This window comes from Mixta calida (genome assembly GCF_002953215.1).
GTDB lineage: Bacteria > Pseudomonadota > Gammaproteobacteria > Enterobacterales > Enterobacteriaceae > Mixta > Mixta calida.
In genome coordinates, this window is sequence record NZ_CP026378.1 from 3,392,152 (window position 1) to 3,412,143 (window position 19,992).

At 58.7% G+C, this 19,992-nt stretch carries 21 protein-coding genes; 10 read left to right on the forward strand and 11 right to left on the reverse strand.

Translation table 11 applies throughout. The features are described from left to right. Positions 1 to 3: 3 nt before the first annotated feature. The gene (locus tag C2E16_RS16205) at positions 4 to 621 is read right to left on the reverse strand and encodes an NUDIX domain-containing protein (protein ID WP_244555336.1); all 618 of its coding nucleotides are present in this window, start codon (positions 619 to 621) and stop codon (positions 4 to 6) included. 85 nt (positions 622 to 706) lie between these two features. Here C2E16_RS16205 and C2E16_RS16210 point away from each other — a divergent pair, with 85 nt between their 5' ends. Further along, entirely contained in the window at positions 707 to 1,462 is a 756-nt protein-coding gene (locus C2E16_RS16210; RefSeq protein WP_038624610.1) for a DeoR/GlpR family DNA-binding transcription regulator, read from the forward strand. A gap of 74 nt (positions 1,463 to 1,536) precedes the next feature. Here the strand turns inward: C2E16_RS16210 and C2E16_RS16215 are convergent, their stop codons facing one another. From C2E16_RS16215 to C2E16_RS16240, 6 genes are all read right to left on the reverse strand, one after another. Then, positions 1,537 to 1,920, reverse strand: coding sequence for a TfoX/Sxy family protein (locus C2E16_RS16215; RefSeq protein WP_084971085.1), 384 nt, complete (start codon positions 1,918 to 1,920; stop codon positions 1,537 to 1,539). Between the two features lie 77 nt (positions 1,921 to 1,997). Continuing rightward, positions 1,998 to 4,205 carry a ferric-rhodotorulic acid/ferric-coprogen receptor FhuE gene (fhuE, locus tag C2E16_RS16220; protein WP_084971087.1) on the reverse strand — a complete coding sequence of 736 codons (2,208 nt, stop codon included), beginning with the start codon at positions 4,203 to 4,205 and terminating at the stop codon, positions 1,998 to 2,000. Positions 4,206 to 4,724: 519 nt separating this feature from the next. Then, positions 4,725 to 5,189, reverse strand: a complete 465-nt coding sequence (locus C2E16_RS16225; RefSeq protein WP_038624606.1) for a YehS family protein — start codon at positions 5,187 to 5,189, stop codon at positions 4,725 to 4,727. 71 nt (positions 5,190 to 5,260) lie between these two features. Continuing rightward, the gene (gene btsR, locus C2E16_RS16230) at positions 5,261 to 5,989 is read right to left on the reverse strand and encodes a two-component system response regulator BtsR (RefSeq protein ID WP_084971089.1); all 729 of its coding nucleotides are present in this window, start codon (positions 5,987 to 5,989) and stop codon (positions 5,261 to 5,263) included. Then, positions 5,983 to 7,671: a sensor histidine kinase gene (locus tag C2E16_RS16235; RefSeq protein WP_084971091.1), complete on the reverse strand. Its 1,689-nt coding sequence runs from the start codon at positions 7,669 to 7,671 to the stop codon at positions 5,983 to 5,985. Before C2E16_RS16235 ends, btsR begins: the two co-directional genes overlap by 7 nt. A 157-nt stretch (positions 7,672 to 7,828) precedes the next feature. Further along, a complete protein-coding gene (locus tag C2E16_RS16240) occupies positions 7,829 to 8,260 on the reverse strand; it encodes an OsmC family protein (RefSeq protein ID WP_084971093.1) in 432 nt (143 codons plus the stop codon). 162 nt (positions 8,261 to 8,422) lie between these two features. On the opposite strand from C2E16_RS16240, the gene C2E16_RS16245 reads away from it, so the two are divergent. After that, a complete protein-coding gene (locus C2E16_RS16245; RefSeq protein ID WP_038624598.1) occupies positions 8,423 to 8,602 on the forward strand; it encodes a hypothetical protein in 180 nt (59 codons plus the stop codon). Between the two features lie 92 nt (positions 8,603 to 8,694). Then, positions 8,695 to 9,243 carry a spermidine N1-acetyltransferase gene (gene speG, locus C2E16_RS16250; RefSeq protein WP_038624597.1) on the forward strand — a complete coding sequence of 183 codons (549 nt, stop codon included), beginning with the start codon at positions 8,695 to 8,697 and terminating at the stop codon, positions 9,241 to 9,243. A gap of 34 nt (positions 9,244 to 9,277) precedes the next feature. Here speG and C2E16_RS16255 read toward each other — a convergent pair whose 3' ends face one another. The 4 genes from C2E16_RS16255 to C2E16_RS16270 all read right to left on the reverse strand — a co-directional run bounded on the left by C2E16_RS16255 (position 9,278) and on the right by C2E16_RS16270 (position 12,649). Next, entirely contained in the window at positions 9,278 to 9,700 is a 423-nt protein-coding gene (locus C2E16_RS16255) for a hypothetical protein (protein ID WP_038624596.1), read from the reverse strand. Positions 9,701 to 9,792: 92 nt separating this feature from the next. After that, positions 9,793 to 10,731: a homocysteine S-methyltransferase gene (gene mmuM, locus C2E16_RS16260; RefSeq protein ID WP_038624595.1), complete on the reverse strand. Its 939-nt coding sequence runs from the start codon at positions 10,729 to 10,731 to the stop codon at positions 9,793 to 9,795. Continuing rightward, the gene (mmuP, locus tag C2E16_RS16265; RefSeq protein WP_084971356.1) at positions 10,721 to 12,130 is read right to left on the reverse strand and encodes an S-methylmethionine permease; all 1,410 of its coding nucleotides are present in this window, start codon (positions 12,128 to 12,130) and stop codon (positions 10,721 to 10,723) included. The genes mmuM and mmuP overlap by 11 nt, the downstream gene beginning before the upstream one ends. 183 nt (positions 12,131 to 12,313) lie before the next feature. Continuing rightward, on the reverse strand, positions 12,314 to 12,649 hold the full coding sequence (locus tag C2E16_RS16270; RefSeq protein ID WP_038624593.1) for a DUF2002 family protein: 336 nt from the start codon (positions 12,647 to 12,649) through the stop codon (positions 12,314 to 12,316). 162 nt (positions 12,650 to 12,811) lie between these two features. Here C2E16_RS16270 and C2E16_RS16275 point away from each other — a divergent pair, with 162 nt between their 5' ends. From C2E16_RS16275 to proW, 7 genes are all read left to right on the forward strand, one after another. Then, complete coding sequence (locus C2E16_RS16275) at positions 12,812 to 13,126, forward strand: DUF883 family protein (RefSeq protein ID WP_038629900.1); 315 nt, start codon at positions 12,812 to 12,814, stop codon at positions 13,124 to 13,126. Between the two features lie 373 nt (positions 13,127 to 13,499). Next, positions 13,500 to 13,742 carry a glutaredoxin-like protein NrdH gene (nrdH, locus tag C2E16_RS16280; RefSeq protein WP_038624592.1) on the forward strand — a complete coding sequence of 81 codons (243 nt, stop codon included), beginning with the start codon at positions 13,500 to 13,502 and terminating at the stop codon, positions 13,740 to 13,742. A 5-nt stretch (positions 13,743 to 13,747) separates the two neighbouring features. Then, a complete protein-coding gene (gene nrdI / locus C2E16_RS16285) occupies positions 13,748 to 14,158 on the forward strand; it encodes a class Ib ribonucleoside-diphosphate reductase assembly flavoprotein NrdI (protein WP_084971354.1) in 411 nt (136 codons plus the stop codon). Then, positions 14,131 to 16,281 (forward strand): class 1b ribonucleoside-diphosphate reductase subunit alpha, encoded by a 2,151-nt coding sequence (gene nrdE / locus C2E16_RS16290; RefSeq protein ID WP_257152229.1) that lies wholly within the window; start codon positions 14,131 to 14,133, stop codon positions 16,279 to 16,281. Before nrdI ends, nrdE begins: the two co-directional genes overlap by 28 nt. A 17-nt stretch (positions 16,282 to 16,298) precedes the next feature. Further along, on the forward strand, positions 16,299 to 17,261 hold the full coding sequence (gene nrdF / locus C2E16_RS16295; RefSeq protein ID WP_084971352.1) for a class 1b ribonucleoside-diphosphate reductase subunit beta: 963 nt from the start codon (positions 16,299 to 16,301) through the stop codon (positions 17,259 to 17,261). Between the two features lie 382 nt (positions 17,262 to 17,643). Then, complete coding sequence (gene proV, locus C2E16_RS16300) at positions 17,644 to 18,840, forward strand: glycine betaine/L-proline ABC transporter ATP-binding protein ProV (RefSeq protein ID WP_084971349.1); 1,197 nt, start codon at positions 17,644 to 17,646, stop codon at positions 18,838 to 18,840. Continuing rightward, a complete protein-coding gene (gene proW, locus C2E16_RS16305; protein ID WP_084971348.1) occupies positions 18,837 to 19,988 on the forward strand; it encodes a glycine betaine/L-proline ABC transporter permease ProW in 1,152 nt (383 codons plus the stop codon). Before proV ends, proW begins: the two co-directional genes overlap by 4 nt. Positions 19,989 to 19,992 lie beyond the last annotated feature (4 nt).

Below are 19,992 nucleotides of genomic sequence, written 5' to 3' on the forward strand. Positions count from 1 at the left end.
GCCTCACATGATGCCGTTAAGGGCAAGATACTGTAATAACATGATGGTCTTGGCATCCACGATGTCGCCATCCCGGATCGCCTGCATCGCCGCCTGAAAGCTAACTTCCAACACCTCGATATCTTCGTCCTCCTCCTTTATCCCGCCGCCGTCTCCGGCGCGATCGCCTGCCTGATACTCCGCAATAAAGAAATAGAGCTTCTCCGTCACCGAGCCGGGACTCATAAAAGCCTCGAAAACTTTCTGCACCTGCCCGACGCTATAGCCGGTCTCCTCTTCTACCTCCGCCCTGATTCTTTGCTCAGGATCGAGGTTATCCAGCAGCCCCGCCGGCGCTTCCAACAGAAAGCCAGGATGCTCGTTCACGTAGAGCGGAAAGCGGAACTGGCGGGTAAGTATCACGCTCTGCTTTGCGCGGTTATAAAGCAGCAGCGTCGCGCCGTTGCCGCGATCGTAAACTTCGCGGCTCTGGCGCTGCCATTCCCCGTCCCGTCGCCGGAAATCAAACGTGTATTTCTTCAGTAAATACCAGTCGTCGGATAGCGTTTTGCTTTCTACAATTCGCACCTCCGCCTGTCTGTTGCCTGTCAGGTTACCCGTTTCTGCATGTTTTACTGGCATGGACGCACCTCCTTCGGTAATATGCGCACTATATCGTGCAAAAACATGCATACTCAAGAATTTTCGTGCAATTAAGAAGAAACCTATGCTGACCTCACAACGTAAACAACTCATCCTGCAAAAGCTCGCCGCCGACGGCCAGGTGCTGTCGAAAATGCTGAGCGAAGAATTCAACGTTTCCGAAGATACGATCCGTCGCGATCTGCGCGAGCTTTCCGCCGAAGGGTTGTTGCAACGGGTGCATGGCGGCGCGCTGCCGGCCTCCGCCGCCGCCGCCACCTTCTCCGAGCGGAAAAATCTGCGTCTGGACGCCAAGCGCGCCATTGCGAAAAGGGCCGCGGCGCTGATCGAGCCGGGTCAGGTGGTCATGATCGACGGCGGCACCACCACCGCCGAGCTGATTACCTTTTTGCCGCACAGCCTGCAAATTACCGTGGTGACGCACAGCCCCGGCATTGCGCTGGGCCTGGCGGATCACCCGCTGATCGACGTGATCATGATCGGTGGACGCCTGTTCAGGCATTCGCTGGTGGCGGTCGGCGCGGCGGCGATCGAAAACGTGGCTAACGTGCGGGCGGATATCTTTTTTATGGGCGTGACCGGCATTCACGCCGAGGCGGGATTAAGCACCGGCGACTATGAAGAATCCTGCATTAAACGGGCTTTTGCCGGCAAGGCGGCGGAAACCGTGGTCATGGCCTCGCCGGAGAAGCTCAATACCGCCTCGGCCTGGGTTATCGGCGATCTGGCGCTGATCAATACAATGATTGTGGAAAGCGATACCGATGAACATCTGCTGACGCCCTTTATCGAGAAAGGGGTCACGGTAATTAAAGCGTGACGCGCTGCGGCCGAATGGCGGCAGCCGCCCGATGTTAATGCGTCAGCGCAAAAGCGCGGACGAACGTGACCTGGTTAATGCGCGCGACTGCGTCCGGCGCGTTTTTTGCCGTTGTCGGCGCGCTTCGCGGCGTCAATCGCCGATCGTATCCACTCCGCCAGCGCCTCCTGGTCTTCCAGCAGCGCGTCGGGCAGGGTGTAAAAAGACAGCTCAACCGATTTGACCGCGCCATCCGCGCCGCGCCGGGCGTAGGTGAAGGGTTCGCAGCCAGCGGCGATAAAGCGGCTGCGGTTATGCGCATCGGTTTTGAGAAACACCACGCCCGCCGGGTCAATCAGCAGCACCATCAGGCCGTCATAAAACAGCGCGGTGCAGCCAAACATGCGGCGGACGGCGAAGCGCCCCAGCGGGGCGATCTGATCAAGAATAAACTGTGTGGTTTCATCATAAACGGGCATCGCTTCCTCCTGCGCTTGCGCAACGACCGCCAACGTGCCGGTCGTTGCGCTTTAGCGCCAGTGTAGCCCGTTATTCATCAGAAGCTATAGTTCGCCGTAACGGTCACATTGCGCGGCGCGCCGTAGACCACATACTGACTGACGCTGGTGTCATATTTCTTATCAAGCAAGTTGTTGAGGTTCGCCTGCACCGACAGCTGCCTGGTCACCTGATAACGGCCAAACAGATTAACCAGCGCATAGCTGCCCTGCCCGGCATGCCAGGTGCCGTTGCCTTCCGGCGCGCTGACATTCTGCCAAACCTTGTTCTGCCAGTTCACCCCGCCGCCGACGGTGAGGTCGCGCAGCGCGGGCGGCGTCCAGGCGGCGAACAGCTTGACGCTGGTGCGCGGCTGGGTGGGGTTGATCGCATTGCCGTCGCCATCTTCCGCCACGTAGCGCGTAGCGCCGAGCGTCATTTGCAGGTCGTCGGTTACCGCGCCGTTGATCTCAAACTCCACCCCTTTGCTCACCGTGCCATGCGTGGCGAAGTAAGCGTATTCCTGGGTACCGGGAATAAGGAGGCTGGTGCTTTGTCCCACATTGTCCTGCTCAATGCGGAACACCGACATGGACGTGGTAACGCGGCTGTTCAGCCAGTCCGCCTTCACGCCCGCCTCGTAGTTTTTACCGGTGACCGGCGCAAGGTAGCTGCCGTTGATATCGCGATAAGTCTGCGGATTGAAGATCGAGGTGTAGCTGGCGTAGGCGGACCAGGCGTCATTGATGTCGTAAATCAGCCCGGCGTAAGGCGTAATGCGGTTCTTCTCCACATTCTGCGTCAGCGTGCTGGCGCTCCACTGGGTGTAGCGGGCGCCAAGAATCAGATGCAGCGGATCGGCCAGCGAAACACGCGTCGCGGTATAGGCCGATTTCTGGTGGATGGTGTCTTCCTGCGCCAGGCTCAGCGGCCCCCAGGCGGTTTCCGGGAAGCTGCCGTTCCAGTTATTGAAATTGCCCACCTCGTCCGCCGACAGGTTGGCGAAGGTGCTCATATAGAGGTTGTGCTGACGGCTGTAGCTGACGCCCGTCATCAGCTCATGCTGACGACCAAAGAGTTCGTAAGGGCCGCTGGCGAAGGCGTCAAGGGCGTGCACTTTACGCTTGCCGGTGTTGTAGCCGGTGCCGCCAACTACCGGATAGTTGGGATAAGCACTGACGCCGATGCCGCTGTTTTTATCGAAGAAGCCGTCGATATAGAGCATCTTGCTGTCGAGTTCGGTTTCGGTGTGGGTGCCGTTCAGAGTGAACTGCCAGCCGCTGTCGAAACGCTGCGTCAGGGTGGCGAAGACTTTTCTCGACTGCTTATCGCTCCGGGCCCAGTCTGGCGCGGTACTGTCGCTGCGATCGTAGTCGGTTTTACTGTGGTCAGTGTACCAGCGCGGCAGGCCGCCCCACGGCGGGCTGTCGGCGTTGGTTTCCTGATAGTCGTAGCCGACGGACAGAGTGGTGGAGTCAGTGAGATCGGCATCCACCACGCCGTAGATGAATTTCTTATTGGCGCTGTAGCGATCGATATAGCTGTCATTATCCTGGTAGCCGGCGATCAGGCGTCCGCGCACGTTGCCGGAATCGGTCAGCGGCGCCGAGAGATCGAGAACGTAACGCTGCTTGTCCCAGCTGCCGTAGCTGGCGGAGACATTGCCGACAAATTCGCGGCTGTCGGCGTGCTTGCGCACCATGTTAATCGCCGCCGATGGGTTGCCCGTGCCGGTCATCAACCCGGTCGCGCCGCGCACCACTTCGATGCGATCGTAAATGGACGTATCGGCCGCGGAGTCGCCGAGGTTCCAGCGTTCCTCAAACACGGTGGGAATGCCGTCCACCATGTAGTTATCAATCATAAAACCGCGCGAATAGAAGGTGCTACGGTCGAAATCCGCCACGCTTTCGCTCACGCCGGTGGTGTTCTTCAGCACATCGCCCAGCGTTTGCAGCTGCTGATCCTGCATGCGCTGCTTGCTGATGATACTGACGGACTGCGGAATTTCGCGTGCGGTTAAGGTCATTTTGGCGCCCGCCTGGGTAACCGGCACGCTGTAGTCGCTCGCCTGGGTATTGTCGGCGCTGTCGCCTGACGCTTCCACCACCAGCGTTTCCTCTTTCGCCGCCTCAGCGGCAACGGCGGCTGGCGCATGCAGTGCAATGGCCACCAGCGCGGCAAGCGGCGTTAAAAGCAGAGCGGTCTGTTTCCCTGCTGCGGAGCCGGCAACGCGCCCTTCCCTGATACTGTTAGAAAAAACCATTTTTTCACCTTCGCGAGATTTTATTATTGTCTGCTGCGAGACGCGTTCCGCTTCCAACAGGAGAGGCGTTCATCCTTCGCGCATCTATCCCTGAGCCAACAGCCACTGCTGGCATAGTAAAAGTCTCTGAAACGGCGGTAATGAACGACAGCGCAAGCAGCTTACCGTTAGTATTGCGAATGAGAACTTTAATCATTTCCATTCATAGTGTAAATGAATATTAATGGCGGTTTAGCAAACGATCGCACAGGAGTATTCGCGCTATTGAACGCAGCGGTATGACAGAAATGAAATCTGGAGGACTGCTAAAAGACGCAGCGGTATCTTGACCGATGCGAGAAGAAAACAGGATGCACGGTCTCGCTTCTGCTTTTGACTTTTTGTGTGTTGTAACTAATAGCGGAATCCGAGATGCAGCGAGACCAATACGCGGCGTGGCTTGCATAAAAGCCCGACAGCGCTGCCGGGCTCTTATGCGACAAAATAAGATGATGAGGAAAAATCAGTCTCAAGCCGATGTCAGGCCGGACGCAGACGGGCGGTTAAGCCGCGCAGGAAATAGCGCAGGAACTGATCGCCGCACTCGCGGTAGTTTTTATGCTCCGGCGCACGCATCATGGCGGTGATTTCCGACATGGAGATGCGGAACTGCTGAGCGGTGAGAATATCGAGAATATCGTCAGTTTTTAACGCAAAGGCGACGCGCAGCTTTTTAAGGATAATATTGTTGTTGATGCGACGCTCCACCTTCAGCGGCGGCATGCTCTCATCTTTACCGCGTTTGTGGTAAATCAGGCCGTTTAAAAAGCAGCTCATCACCACGTCCGGGCAGGGGGCGAAGCCCTCTTCCTCTTCTTTCAGCACGTAGCTGGCCACCTGCTCCGCCGACACCGCGGTATCGGCCAGCGCCAGGATCGCGACCATCTCGTTATTGTTCAGCTTCAGCATGTAGCGCAGGCTACGCAGCACATCGTTATTCATCATCGCGATCTTCCTCGCCCTTCCGGTATTCAAAGCGGGCAGTATAGCGATCTCTGCGCTGATGACGAGCAAAACTACGCGCTTTTCAGCCCCAGCGCCTCTTTCAGGCTTTTCAGATAACGGCGGCTGACCGGCACCTTCTGCCCGCTGCGCAGCAGCAGCTCCGCCTGACCGTTTTCCAGTAAGCGGATCTCTCTCAGGTGTGCCATATTCACCAGATATTGCCGGTGACAGCGCATCAGCGGCGTACGGCACGCCAGCGTACGCAGCGTCAGTTCGGTGAACCCTTCGGTGCCGTCGATGCTGGTGACGAAAACGCCGCTGAGCCGACTGCTGACGCAGGCCACCTCCGCCATCGGCAGCAGCCAGATGCGGCTGTGGCCGCAGCACGGAATAAACTTCAGCGCCTGCTGGTTTTCCGGCAGCAGCGCAACATTCTGTTCGCCGCGTTCGTGACGCAGCCGCGCCAGCGTTTTCGCCAGGCGCCCCGTCTCTACCGGCTTCAGCAGGTAGTCGAAGGCGTGCTCCTCGAACGCGCGCACCGCATACTCATCGAAGGCGGTGAGAAACACGATATGGAGACGCTGCTCCACATCCAGCATGCCCGCCATCTCCAGGCCAGAAATGCGCGGCATCTGAATATCCAGAAACAGCACGTCGGGGCGCAGTCGGTGAACCGCGCCGATCGCCTCAACCGCATTGGCGCACTCGCCGACAATGGCGATATCCTCTTCCTGTTCCAGCAGCACGCGCAGGTTTTCCCGCGCCAGCGGCTCATCATCCACAATCAGCACCGTTAACACAGCTTCTCCTCCAGCGGCAGACGCAGGGTTACGCAGGTGAACCGCTCCGGCTCGCAGCGGACGCTGATGCCGCAGTCGTCACCGAAGCGGGCGCGCAGGCGCTTGTCCACCAGGCCCATGCCCAGCCCGCCCGCGCAGCTTTTCTCCTGGTAAAGCCCGGCGTTATCTTTAATCTCCAGCACCAGCCGATCCTGCTGGCGCGACGCGCTAAGCCAAATTTCGCCGACGCCCAGCAGCTGCGAGGTGCCGTGCTTAATGGCGTTCTCCACAATCGGTTGCAGCGTAAAGGCGGGCAGCCGCGCCTGCGCCAGCGCATCCGGCACGCTGAGCGTGACTTGCAGACGCGCCTGAAAGCGCGCCTGCTCAATTTGCAGATAGGCGTTCACATGCTCAATCTCATCGGCGAGGGTCACCACCTCGTTGGGCCGCTTGAGGTTTTTACGGAAAAAGGTGGAGAGATACTGCACCAGCTGTCCGGCCTGTTCGCTGTCGCGTCGGATCACCGCCATCAGCGTATTGAGCGCGTTAAACAGGAAATGCGGGTTAACCTGCGCATGCAGCAGCTTAATCTCCGACTGGGTCAGCAGCGCCTTTTGCCGTTCATACTGCCCCGCCAGAATCTGGGCGGAGAGCAGTTGCGCGATGCCTTCGCCCAGCGTGCGGTTAATCGAGCTGAACAGCCGGTTTTTCGCCTCGTAAAGTTTAATAGTGCCAATCACGCGCTGGTTTTCGCCCCGTAGCGGAATGATTAACGTCGATCCCAGTTTGCACTGCGGATGCAGCGAACAGCGGTAAGGTACTTCGTTGCCGTCGGCGTAAACCACCTCGCCCTGTTCAATGGCGCGGCGCGTCCAGACGGAAGAGATCGGCCGTCCCGGCAGATGATGATCGCCGCCGATGCCGGTAAAGGCCAATAGCTGCTCGCGATCGGTAATCGCCACCGCGCCGATATCCAACTCGCGGTAAAGTACCTGCGCCACCTTCATGCTGTTCTCCTGGTTAAAGCCCTGACGCAGAATCCCCTCGGTAGAGGCGGCCACCTTCAGCGCGGTAGCGGAAAAGGCGGAGCTGTACTTTTCCAGCATTGCGCGCTTATCCAGCAGGATGCGCATAAAGAGAGCGGCGCCGACGGTATTGGTGACCATCATCGGCGCCGCGATGCTGGAGACCAGCTTCAGCGCCTCATCGTAAGGCCGCGCCAGCAGCAAAATGATCGCCATCTGGATGATTTCCGCCGCCAGCGTCACCATCGCCGCGGTCAGCGGATGGAAAACCTGATGGCTGCGGCCGCGCTGGATCAGCAGGCGGTGCGCCAGGCCGCCCAGCAGCCCTTCGACAATGGTGGAAACCATGCAGCTGACGGCGGTCATGCCGCCCAGCGAATAGCGGTGCAGTCCGCCGGTCAAGCCCACGAGGCCGCCGACCACCGGACCGCCGAGCAGCCCACCCATTACCGCACCCACCGCGCGCGTGTTGGCGATGGAGTCGGAAACATGCAGCCCGAACCAGGTGCCCAGCAGGCAGAACACCGAAAACACCACATAACAGAGAAATTTATGCGGCAGCCGCACCGTCACCTGCATCAAAGGAATGAAAAGCCGGGTTTTGCTCATCAGCCAGGCGATGACCAGAAACACGCACATCTGCTGCAACAGCAGCAGCACCAGGTTAAATTCATACATGCCGTTAACCGCGCCTTATTGACCAGCGCGCAACATACAGTGCGGAAAGGATTTTTTCTTTGAAGCGCGGCAAAAAACGGAGCGCGCGGGCGCAGGAAAAGCGAATAAAAAGGCCGCCCTGCGCAAACAGCGGCGGCCTGAGAGAAAATGCGTCGACTTAATTTTCCAGACGGTAGTTCAGGGTGATTTCAGCGTTCAGCACCTGCGAAACCGGACAGCCCGCCTTCGCCTTGTTGATAATTTCATCAAACGCGGCGTTATCGATGCCCGGCAGCTTGACCGTGCTGTCGAGAGCGATTTTGGTGATAGCAAACCCTTCGCCCTGCTTATCCAGCGAGACGTCCGCCGTGGTGTCGATGCTCTGCGGCGTATGGCCCGCCTGCCCCAGCATCATTGAAAGCGCCATGGAAAAACAGGCGGCGTGCGCGGCGCCAATCAGTTCTTCGGGATTGGTGCCGGCCTTGTCTTCAAAACGGGTATTGAAACCGTAGGGCTGCTGGCTCAGGGCGCCGCTTTCGGTAGAGATAGTGCCTTTACCGCTTTTAAGATCGCCTTCCCAATGCGCCTGCCCTTTCTTATGAATGGTCATCTTTCCTCCTGTTTTGCTGAAATGTACTATCAGTATAGTTAGCCTGCTGAGTAACACCCGTCGGCGACTTTCTGCGCGTGACGCGACGGCCAGCGAACCCGCGCCGCCGCGCGCGCGCCGCGCAGGAAAAAAATGTAACTAACCACAAATCAGGAAGAAACCATGTTCCAGAAAAATGATTTTGTTCAGGCGAAAACCGGCGGTCCAAAAATGCAGGTGCTGCGCGTGGAGGGCGAAACGCTGTGGTGCGCGCGCATTGACGACGCGGAGAAAAAAGAGATCGAAGTGCCGGCCAGCTCGGTCAATCCTTATCATGAAGATGGCGATTTCGGCGTCTGCTGATTGCCCGACAGCCCGCAGCAGAACGGGCTGCTCTCTCGTTGCCTGCACGCGAGACGCCGGTGTAAGCCGGCTTTTACTACAAGGATGCCGTTATGAGCGTAAAACTACGCCCGCTTGAGCGGGAAGATCTCCATTTCGTACATCAACTGGACAACAATGCCAGCGTGATGCGCTACTGGTTCGAGGAGCCCTATGAGGCGTTTGTCGAACTCTCCGATCTCTATAACAAGCATATCCACGATCAGAGCGAGCGCCGCTTCGTGGTGGAAAACGACGGCGAAAAAGTGGGCCTGGTGGAACTGGTAGAGATTAACCATGTGCATCGCCGCGCCGAATTCCAGATCATTATCGATCCAACCCATCAGGGCAAAGGGCTGGCGAGCCAGGCGGCGAAGCTGGCGATGGACTACGGCTTTTCGGTGCTGAACCTTTATAAGCTCTACCTGATCGTCGATCAGGAGAATGAAAAGGCGATCCATATCTACAGCAAGCTGGGGTTTGAGATCGAAGGCGTGCTGCGCCACGAATTTTTTATCAACGGCGAATACCGCAATACGATTCGCATGTGCATTTTCCAGCATCAGTATCTGGAAAAGCACAAGGCCTCGACCGGCGCGATGGTGAAGCCCACCGCCCAGTAACGCGCCGCGCCGACCGCAACGTCGGCGCGGGGGATCAGCCGGCGCGCGCGCCGACGCGATTGATCACCGGCTGAACCGTCGCCGGTTCGATGTTATACATGCCGCCGTAAAAAGGGTCGACCAACAGCCAGCCGGGGAAGCCGCCCAGCGGAATGTTGCCGAGGATATACCAGAGGTTCGCCTTCTCTTTCAGCCGCAGCGTCAACGGCACATAGCCGGGACGCTCGAGCATCACCAGATAACTCTTTTTGCCGAAGTAGCTGCCGTTGGATTTCGCCAGCTCGACGGTTTTCGGCGTCACGCCTTCCGCCACGGGACGACCGGTTTCATCCTGCACGACAAAGGTCGCGCCCTGCGGGATGGAGTCGATGCGCACGCTTTGCGTTTCCGAGCCGACAATAGTGGCGCAGCCGCTGAGCAGCGAGGCGGCCGCCAGCGCCAGTAACAGGCGTTTCATACGCTTTCCTGATTTTCTACGGTTGGGTAATAGTCTAATCGGCAGCGCGCCGTTTTTCCTTAGGGCCGATATCCTTTCCGGCCCGAAGAAGATCACTGCGCGCGGCAGCGATGGGCGAGCGCGGCAATATCCTGCGGCGTGGTGCGGCAGCAGCCGCCAATGATTTGCGCGCCCGCCTCACGCCACTCCGCCAACTTATCCTGCAACGCACAGCCCGCCGGAGCGCTGTGCCAGGTTTTGCTGACCGCGTCATACTGCTCGCCGGAATTGGGATAGACCAGCAGCGGCTTGCACGTCAGGCGGCGCAACGCCGTCAACGCGGGCGTCACCTTTTCCAGCGCGATGCAGTTAACGCCCAGCGCCACCGCCTGCGGGCAGCGATCCAGCAGCGCGACCGCCTGCGCCAGCGGCGTGCCGTCGGAAAGGTGCTCGCTGTCGCGCAGGGTAAAGGAGAACCAGGCGGGCAGCGTGGGATATTCCGCCGTCAGCAGCGCCGTCAGCGCTTCCAGCTCGGCGTAAGAAGGCAGCGTTTCGCAGGCCAGCAGATCGACGCCTGCCGCCGCCAGCGCCGCGATGCGCGGACGATGAAATGTCATCATTTCGTCCTGTGGCAGCGCATAGTCGCCGCGATATTCGGCGCCGTTGGCGAGGAACGCGCCGTACGGCCCGACCGATCCTGCCACCAGCAGCGGCGCCGCCTGCGGATGATCCGCCAGATAGTCCTGCCGCGCCCGCTGTGCCAGCTCGACGCTGCGCGCGATCAGCGCGCACGCCTGCGCCTCGTCCAGACCGCGCGCGGCAAAGCCCTGCGGCGTCGCCTGATAGCTGGCGGTAATGGCACATTGCGCGCCGGCGGCGAAATAGTCGTAATGCACCTGATAAATCAGCTGCGGATCTTCCAGCAGCACTTTCGCCGACCAGAGCGCATCGGTAAGCACACAGCCGCGCGCCTCCAGCTCGGTCGCCAGCGCGCCGTCGAGGATCAGCGCGCCGCGGCGCTGGAGCAGATCGGCAATCGGGTCAAACAGCATGTTCCGTTTCCTTAGCGCGTTCCCGCTTGTTGCGTTGAGTCAGATAATAAGCGCCATAGCAGAGGGCCACAAAGGGTAAACCGCACCACAGCGCGATGCGTTGTTCAGGATCGAAGGCCAGCCCGACGCAGGCCAGCAGGCAGAGCGCAAAACCGAGAATCGGCGTCAGCGGGAACCAGGGGGCGCGATATTTCAGCCTGTCCAGCCTCCCGCCCTCGCGCAGGTAGCGACGGCGAAACGCGTAGTGCGAGGCGCAGATGCTGAGCCAGACCGCGACCACCGCAAAGCCGGAAATGGCGGAGAGCGCCACGTAGACGGTATCGGCGGCGACAATGCTGGAAAAGAGCGCCAGCAGGCCGCCCAGCATGCTGGCGACGATCGCCACCAGCGGGATGCCGCGGCGCGTCAGGCGCGAGAAGCAGCGCGGCAGCGTGCCTTCGTTAGAGAGCGACCAGAGCATGCGCCCGGAGGCGTAAAGACCAGAGTTGGCCGCCGACAGAATGGCGGTCAGGATCACGAAGTTAAAAATATCCGCCGCCCAGGGAATGCCGATTTTTTCGAATACCAGCACGAACGGACTTTTCACGATGCCCGCCTGATCCATCGGGATCAGCGCCGCCAGGATTAGCACCGTGCCGATAAAAAAGATGATCAGCCGCGCCACCGTGGTACGGATCGCCATCGGCACCACTTTCTGCGGGTTCTCCGTTTCGCCAGCGGCAATGCCGATCAGCTCGGTGCCGGAGAAAGCAAAATTCACCGCCACCATCGTCATCAAGATCGGCAGCGCGCCGTGCGGCAGCCAGCCGGAAGCGGTGAGGTTATGGAAAAACGGCGCGGGCGTGCCGTCTTTTAACGGGATCAGACCAAACACCGCGCAGCCGCCCAGCACAATAAAGGCAAGGATAGTGATCACTTTGATCAGCGAAAACCAGAACTCCCCTTCAGCGAAAAAGCGCGTCGAAACGACGTTAAGCAGGAAGATGGCGATGCAGAAGATCAGACACCAGAGCCAGACCGAAGTTTGCGGAAACCAGTACTGCATGCAGAAACCGGCCGCCGTCAGGCTGGAGCCGAGCGCTACTGTCCAGGTGAGCCAGTAGAGCCAGGCGACGACATAGCCGGTGGCCGGACTGAGATAGCGGCTGGCGTAGACGTGAAACGCGCCGGTTTCCGGCATCGCCACTGACAGCTCGCCCAGCGACTGCATCACCAGCCAGACCACCAGCGCGCCGATCAGGTAAGCCAGCAGCGTGCCCGCCGCGCCGGTGGTGGAGATAATATAGCCGGTGTTGAAGAACAGGCCGGTGCCGATCACACCGCCCAAAGAGAGCATCACCAGATGGCGCGCTTTCATACTGCGTTTAAATTGGCCGCCCTGCGGCTGTTCTGACTGCATGGTTGTCTATCCGTATGGACGTCTAAACTTCTAAATGTGGCAGGTTTTATACCTGCCCCGGCAGCAGAATGCAAACGGTGAAACGCAACGGCCGCCCGGACGGGCGCATAGAGGGGGCTTCCCCGTAAGGCGAACGGTTACGGGGAGCGGCGGTAGTGAGCAGACGCGGAGACGAAAACGGAATTAATCAAACATGCTTTGCAGGTAGCGCTCCAGCGCGGCGCGTGAGCTGAAACCGTGCGGAATGCCGTAGTGATCCTGGCTGTCGCCCATCAGGTACATCGGGAAACGCGTATAGTGATCGCAGGTTTTAATTTCCGACGCCGGATCGGCGTAGTTCAGGCTTTTTTCTTTCAGCGTCGGATGAATGACCAGTGCGGTTCTTCCCATGCGCGCTTCGCGGTTAACGTAAACATAATCTTCGCCGCGGCGATAGCCATAGGTTTTCGGCGTCACGGTGTCCATTTCGAACCCCGCTTTTTCCAGAACGCGTGCCACCTCATCTGGTCGTAAATACATGCTCAATCCTCTCATTCTTATAAAGCTTCGCAACCTTACAACAGCGCGGCGGCCATGGGCATTCAGAATTATCAGAAAGGCGGCCGCTGGCGGCGTTTCGCGCTGCGCTTGCGGTGGATGGTCTACACTAAGTATTACGTTATTCAGCAAAGGGATGAGAAAATGTTTAAACAAACAATGAAAAATGACGAAGTGGATATTCACCAGGATGTTTCTGTCCTGGCGGATACGCTGGATGATCTGCTGAAATCCTACGGCGGCAAAGCGCAGGATGATATCGACGCGGCGCGTAACAAAGCGGAGACGCTGCTGAAAGAGACGCGCGTGAAAATGCACAACCGCAACCGCGTCACCGAGGCGGCACGCGACGCTGGCCGTCAGGTGGATAACTGGATTCATGATAAGCCGTGGCACGGCGCAGGCGTCAGCGCCGCAGTGGGTATTTTTATCGGCGCGCTGCTCGCCTCCCGCCGTTAATCTTTCCTGCTGTCCTGTTCTCTCCCCGCCGCGCGCGGGCTTTTTTTTGCCGTCGCCGCCGTTATTCCGGCGGCAGCAGTGCATCGCTTATGACTGAATAAGTGTCGTTCAGCCTCGAAACGCTCTTTTCCCCGTCCCGCTTTCACCGCAACAAATCCTCCTGAAAAAATTTTTTTGCCTCCAACCCGGCGCTGACGCGCCCTACATCAAGGCTCGACTTTAAGCCTGGATTTTGCATGGTTGAAAAACAAAAACGCTACATCTAGTATTTAATTCATAGGACAAACACAACATAGAGTGCCAGAAGCCTGTTCCATCGCTGCGTTGCACCGTTCAGGGTAGCGTATCAGAATGCAAGAAGGAAATACGAATCATGATCATTACCATTTTCACTAAGCATAACTGCATGCAGTGCGACGCCACGAAAAACATGATGGATAAGCAGGGGCTGCGCTATCGACTGGTCAATCTGGACGAGACGCAGGAAGCGGCCGAGAAGTTGATGGCGCTCGGCTACCGTCAGGCGCCGGTGGTGATGGCAGATAACGAGCACTGGAGCGGATTCCGTCCCGACAAAATCATGCGTCTGGCGCAGCCGACGCTGGCGCAGGAGTAAGCGCCATGCATCCACTGGTCTACTTTTCCAGCCAGTCGGAGAATACGCACCGTTTTATCACCCGGCTCGGCCTGCCGGCGCGGCGCATTCCGCTGGATAAACAGCAGCGCCTGCGGGTGGATGAGCCGTTTATCCTGGTGGTGCCGAGCTACGGCGGCGGCGGCGCGCGCGGCGCGGTGCCAGGCCAGGTGATCCAGTTTCTGAATGATGAAGCCAACCGGCGCTGGCTGCGCGGCGTGATTGCCGCAGGCAACCGCAGCTTTGGCGCGGGCTTCTGCCTGGCTGGCGACATCATTGCGCAAAAATGTCAGGTTCCCCGGCTGTACCGCTTCGAGCTAATGGGAACCGCAGACGATATCGCCAACGTGAAAACGGGAGTAATCCAATTTTGGCAACGACAGACAGCACTGAACTAGCGCCGACGGCCGTCGCGCCCGATTACCACGCGCTTAACGCCATGCTTAACCTGTATGACGCGCAGGGCCATATCCAGTTCGATAAGGATCGTGAGGCGGCGCGCCAGTTTTATCTGCAACATGTGCTGCCCAACAGCATGACGTTCAGCTCGACGGCGGCGCGCCTGCGCTATCTGGTCGAAGAAGGCTATTACGAAGCCGCGGTGTTGAGCGCTTACCCGTTTGAATTCGTTTGCCAGCTGTTTGAGCAGGCGGCAGGCTGGGGCTACCGTTTCCAGACCTTTCTCGGCGCCTGGAAGTTCTTTACCAGCTATGCGCTGAAAACCTTCGACGGCAAACGCTACCTGGAGGATTTCCCCGATCGCGCCTGCATGGTGGCGCTGACGCTGGCGCAGGGCGACCGTACGCTGGCCGCCGCGCTGCTGGAAGAAATGCTGTCCGGCCGCTTCCAGCCTGCGACGCCCACTTTCCTGAACTGCGGCAAACAGCAGCGCGGCGAGCTGGTCTCCTGCTTCCTGCTGCGCATCGAAGACAATATGGAGTCGATCGGCCGCGCGATTAACGCCGCGCTGCAACTGTCAAAGCGCGGCGGCGGCGTGGCGCTGCTGCTCTCCAACCTGCGCGAGGCGGGCGCGCCGATCAAGCGCATCGAAAACCAGTCTTCCGGCGTGATCCCAGTGATGAAAATGCTGGAGGACGCCTTCTCCTACGCCAATCAGCTGGGCGCGCGCCAGGGCGCCGGCGCGGTGTATCTGCATGCGCACCATCCCGATATTTTGCGTTTCCTCGACACCAAACGGGAAAACGCCGACGAGAAGATCCGTATTAAAACACTGTCGCTGGGCGTGGTGATCCCGGACGTTACCTTCCGGCTGGCGAAAGACAATCAGCCGATGGCGCTCTTTTCACCCTACGACATCGAGCGTATTTACGGCCAGCCCTTCGCCGATATCAGCATCAGCGACCGCTATGAGGAGATGCTGGCGGACAGACGCATCCGTAAAACCTTTATCAACGCGCGCGCCTTTTTCCAGACGCTGGCGGAGATCCAGTTTGAGTCGGGCTATCCCTACGTGATGTTCGAAGATACGGTAAACCGCGCCAATCCGGTGGCGGGCCGCATCAATATGAGCAACCTCTGCTCGGAGATTTTGCAGGTCAACTCCCCGTCGCGCTATCACGAGGATCTCAGCTATCAGCGCATCGGCAAAGATATCTCCTGCAATCTCGGATCGCTGAATATTGCGCACGCCATGGATTCCGGCGACCTGGCGCGCACCGTGGAGATCGCGGTGCGCGGGCTGAGCGCGGTTTCCGATATGAGCGATATCCGTTCGGTGCCGTCGGTGGCGCACGGCAACGCGCAATCGCACGCCATCGGGCTGGGGCAGATGAATCTGCACGGCTATCTGATGCGCGAAGGCATCGCCTACGGCTCGCCGGAGGCGCTCGATTTCACCAACCTCTACTTTTATTGCGTCACTTACCACGCGCTGCGCACCTCAAACCAGCTGGCGCGCGAGCGGCAACAGCGCTTCGGCGGCTTTGCGCAATCGCGCTACGCCAGCGGCGACTATTTCACTAAATATATTGAGCGGGTGTGGCTGCCACGCACTGAACGCGTTGCCCGACTGTTCGCCGACGCCAATATTCGTCTGCCCGACCAGGCGGACTGGCAGGCGCTGCGCGCGGCGGTGATGCGTGACGGCCTCTATAACCAGAATTTACAGGCGGTGCCGCCAACCGGCTCCATCTCCTATATCAACCACGCCACCTCAAGCATTCATCCTATTGTGTCGCGCATTGAGATCCGTAAAGAGGGCAAAATCGGGCGCGTCTATTACCCGGCCCCCTTTATGACCAACGAGAATGCGCACAGCTGGCGCGACGCCTGGGAGATCGGCCCGGAGGCGATTATCGATACCTATGCCGAAGCGACGCAGCATGTCGATCAGGGGCTATCGCTGACGCTCTTTTTCCGCGACGACGCCACCACGCGCGATATCAACCGCGCACAGATCTACGCCTGGAAGAAAGGGATCAAGACCCTGTATTACATTCGCCTGCGGCAGATGGCGCTGGAAGGCACCGAGGTGCAGGGCTGCGTCTCCTGCTCGCTGTAAATGGAAGTGACAAGATTATGCAAACCTTAAAACGCATCCAGGCGATAAACTGGAACCGCATCGAAGATGACAAAGATTTAGAGGTCTGGAACCGTCTGACCAGTAATTTCTGGTTGCCGGAAAAAGTGCCGCTCTCTAACGATCTGCCCGCCTGGCATACGCTGAGCAAGGTAGAGCAGCAGCTGACCATCCGCGTTTTTACCGGTCTGACGCTGCTGGACACTGTGCAAAACGGCGTCGGCGCGCCGGCGCTGATGCGCGACGCGCTGACGCCGCACGAGGAGGCGGTGATGTCCAATATCAGCTTTATGGAGGCGGTACATGCGCGCTCCTACAGCTCGATTTTCTCCACGCTCTGCCCGGTTAGCGAGGTGGATGCGGCTTATGCCTGGAGCGAACAGAACACGCCGTTACAGAATAAGGCGAACCTGATCCACCAGCACTACTGCGCCGACGACCCGCTAAAGAAGAAGATCGCCAGCGTGTTCCTTGAGTCGTTTCTGTTCTATTCCGGCTTCTGGCTGCCAATGTACTGGTCGAGCCGCGGCAAGCTGACCAACACCGCCGATCTGATCCGGCTGATTATTCGTGACGAGGCGGTGCACGGTTACTACATCGGCTACAAGTATCAGAAAGGGCTGCAACTGGCGGACGCGGCGCGGCGTGAGGCGCTGCGGCAGTTCGCGGTCGATCTGCTGATGGCGCTCTACGAGAATGAGCTGGCCTATACCGAGGCGCTGTATGGCGATACGCCGTGGCAGGAGGAGGTAAAGACCTTCCTGCACTATAACGCCAATAAAGCGTTGATGAACTTAGGCTATGAGGCAGTGTTCCCGGCGGAGATGACCCAGGTGAATCCGGCGATCCTGAGCGCACTGTCGCCTAACGCCGACGAGAATCACGATTTCTTCTCCGGTTCCGGTTCTTCCTATGTGATAGGAAAAGCGGTTGAAACCGAAGATGAAGATTGGGACTTCTGAATATTAACGGGGCGCGATAATGCCCCGCTTTATTGTATTTCCGTCATTAGCATTAATATTATTTATTTCACACTGAACAATCCCACCGAAAGTAATTTAATTCATTCCGTTGGCCCCTTGCCATTTTATCCTTTTTTCCGCTGAAAATAAGCGCCGACCGCCCTCGTTCTTTGCAGAAAATCTCGTTTTTTTCACCCAAAAATTATTTGCGCTCAGCCCTTACCCTGATTGGCGTAAGGCGAGATCCGCGTCCCAATATGAGACCGAACGCGCCGTGCAAAGGGTTGCCTGAGATTCTCAGTATGCTAGGGTATAGGCCGCTTTAATTTCACCAGGAAATAAAACCCATCAGAAAATTAACTAACCAGGACAGTTATATTGCATGGCAATTAAATTAGAAGCAAAAAACCTGTATAAAATATTTGGCGAAAATCCTGAACGCGCTTTTAAATATATCGATAAAGGTATCAGCAAAGATGTGCTGCTGGAAAAAACCGGACTTTCGTTGGGCGTAAAAGACGCCAGTCTGGCCATTGAAGAAGGCGAGATATTTGTCATCATGGGGCTGTCTGGTTCAGGCAAATCCACCATGGTTCGCCTTCTCAATCGTCTGATAGAGCCGACCCGCGGTCAGGTGATTATCGACGGCGTCGATATCGCCAAAATATCGGAAAGCGAGCTGCGCGACGTGCGGCGAAATAAGATCAGCATGGTGTTTCAGTCTTTCGCGCTGATGCCGCATATGAGCGTGCTGGATAATACCGCCTTCGGCATGGAGTTAGCCGGCGTGCCGCTGAAAGAGCGGCAGGAAAAAGCGCTGGAGGCGCTGCGTCAGGTGGGACTGGAAAATTACGCCGCCGCCTGGCCCGATGAATTATCGGGCGGCATGCGTCAGCGTGTGGGATTAGCGCGCGCGCTGGCGATCAATCCCGATATTTTATTAATGGACGAGGCGTTTTCCGCGCTCGATCCTTTAATCCGCACCGAGATGCAGGATGAGCTGGTAAAATTACAGGCGAAACATCAGCGCACCATTATTTTTATTTCCCACGATCTTGATGAAGCGATGCGCATCGGCGATCGCATCGCCATTATGCAGGGCGGCGAAGTGGTACAGGTCGGCACCCCGGACGAGATCCTGAATAATCCCGCCAACGACTATGTGCGCACCTTCTTCCGCGGCGTCGACATCAGCCACGTTTTCAGCGCCAAAGATATCGCCCGCCGCAACGCCAGCTCCCTGATGCGCAAAGCGCCCGGCTTCGGTCCGCGATCGGCCATTAAGCTGTTGCAGGATGAAGACCGCGAATATGGCTACGTGCTGGAAAAACAAAGGTTTATCGGCGTGGTTTCCACCGATTCGCTGAAGGCGGCGCTGGCCGCGGGCGCGAGCCTTGACGCCGCGCTGCTTCCCTCGCCCGCCGCCGTATCCGGCGATACCTCTCTGAACGAACTGCTGTCGCATGTGGCGCAGGCGCCCTGCGCGGTGCCGATTGTCGGCGAGGAGAATCACTACATCGGCGTTATTTCAAAAGGCACGCTGCTGCAGGCATTAGATCGCGAGGGGAATCAACCATGAGTCAGGCAACAACAAATCCGTGGGAAAACGGCGCAGCGCAGGCTGACGCTAACGACGCCGCACAGCCGACGGCCGTTGATAGCGCGGCGAGCGATCCCTGGGGCAGCGCCCCTTCAGGCGACGCCGCACCGGCCGCTTCAGGCGACGCCTGGGGGTCGCCCGCCAGTACAGGCGGTCACGACGCAGCCAGCAGCGACTGGCTGAACAGCGCGCCGACGCCGCAGCCGGAACAGTTCAATGTGATGGACCCTTTCCACCATACGCTGATCCCGCTCGACAGTTGGGTGACGCACGGCATCGACTGGGTCGTCAGTCATTTTCGTCCGCTGTTTCAGGGCATTCGCGTGCCGGTAGATTATATCCTCAGTGCCTTTCAGCAGATGCTGCTGGGCATGCCGGCGCCGGTGGCGATCGTGCTGTTCGCCCTGATTGCCTGGCAGTTTTCCAGCGCAGGCATGGGCATCGCCACGCTGGTGTCGCTGGTGTTGATCGGCGCCATCGGCGCCTGGTCGCAGGCGATGGTAACGCTGGCGCTGGTGCTGACCGCCCTGCTGTTCTGCATCGTCATCGGCCTGCCGCTCGGCATCTGGCTGGCGCGCAGCGAACGCGCCGCCCGCGTGATCCGGCCGCTGCTCGACGCCATGCAGACCACGCCCGCCTTTGTCTATCTGGTGCCGATCGTGATGCTGTTCGGCATCGGCAACGTGCCCGGCGTGGTGGTGACCATTATTTTCGCCTTGCCGCCGGTGGTGCGTCTGACAGTGCTCGGCATTAAGCAGGTGCCGGCGGATCTGATCGAAGCGGCGGAATCGTTCGGCGCCAATCCGCGTCAGATGCTGTTTAAGGTGCAACTGCCGCTGGCGATGCCGACGATTATGGCTGGCATAAACCAGACGCTGATGCTGGCGCTGTCGATGGTGGTGATCGCCTCGATGATCGCCGTCGGCGGCCTGGGTCAGATGGTGCTGCGCGGCATTGGCCGCCTTGATATGGGCCTCGCCACGGTTGGCGGCGTCGGCATCGTTATTCTGGCGATCATTCTCGATCGCCTTACCCAGTCGCTGGGACGCGACCGCCGCAGCCGCGGCAACCGACGCTGGTACGCCACCGGTCCGCTGGGCCTGTTGACCCGCCCTTTTATTAAATAAGTCC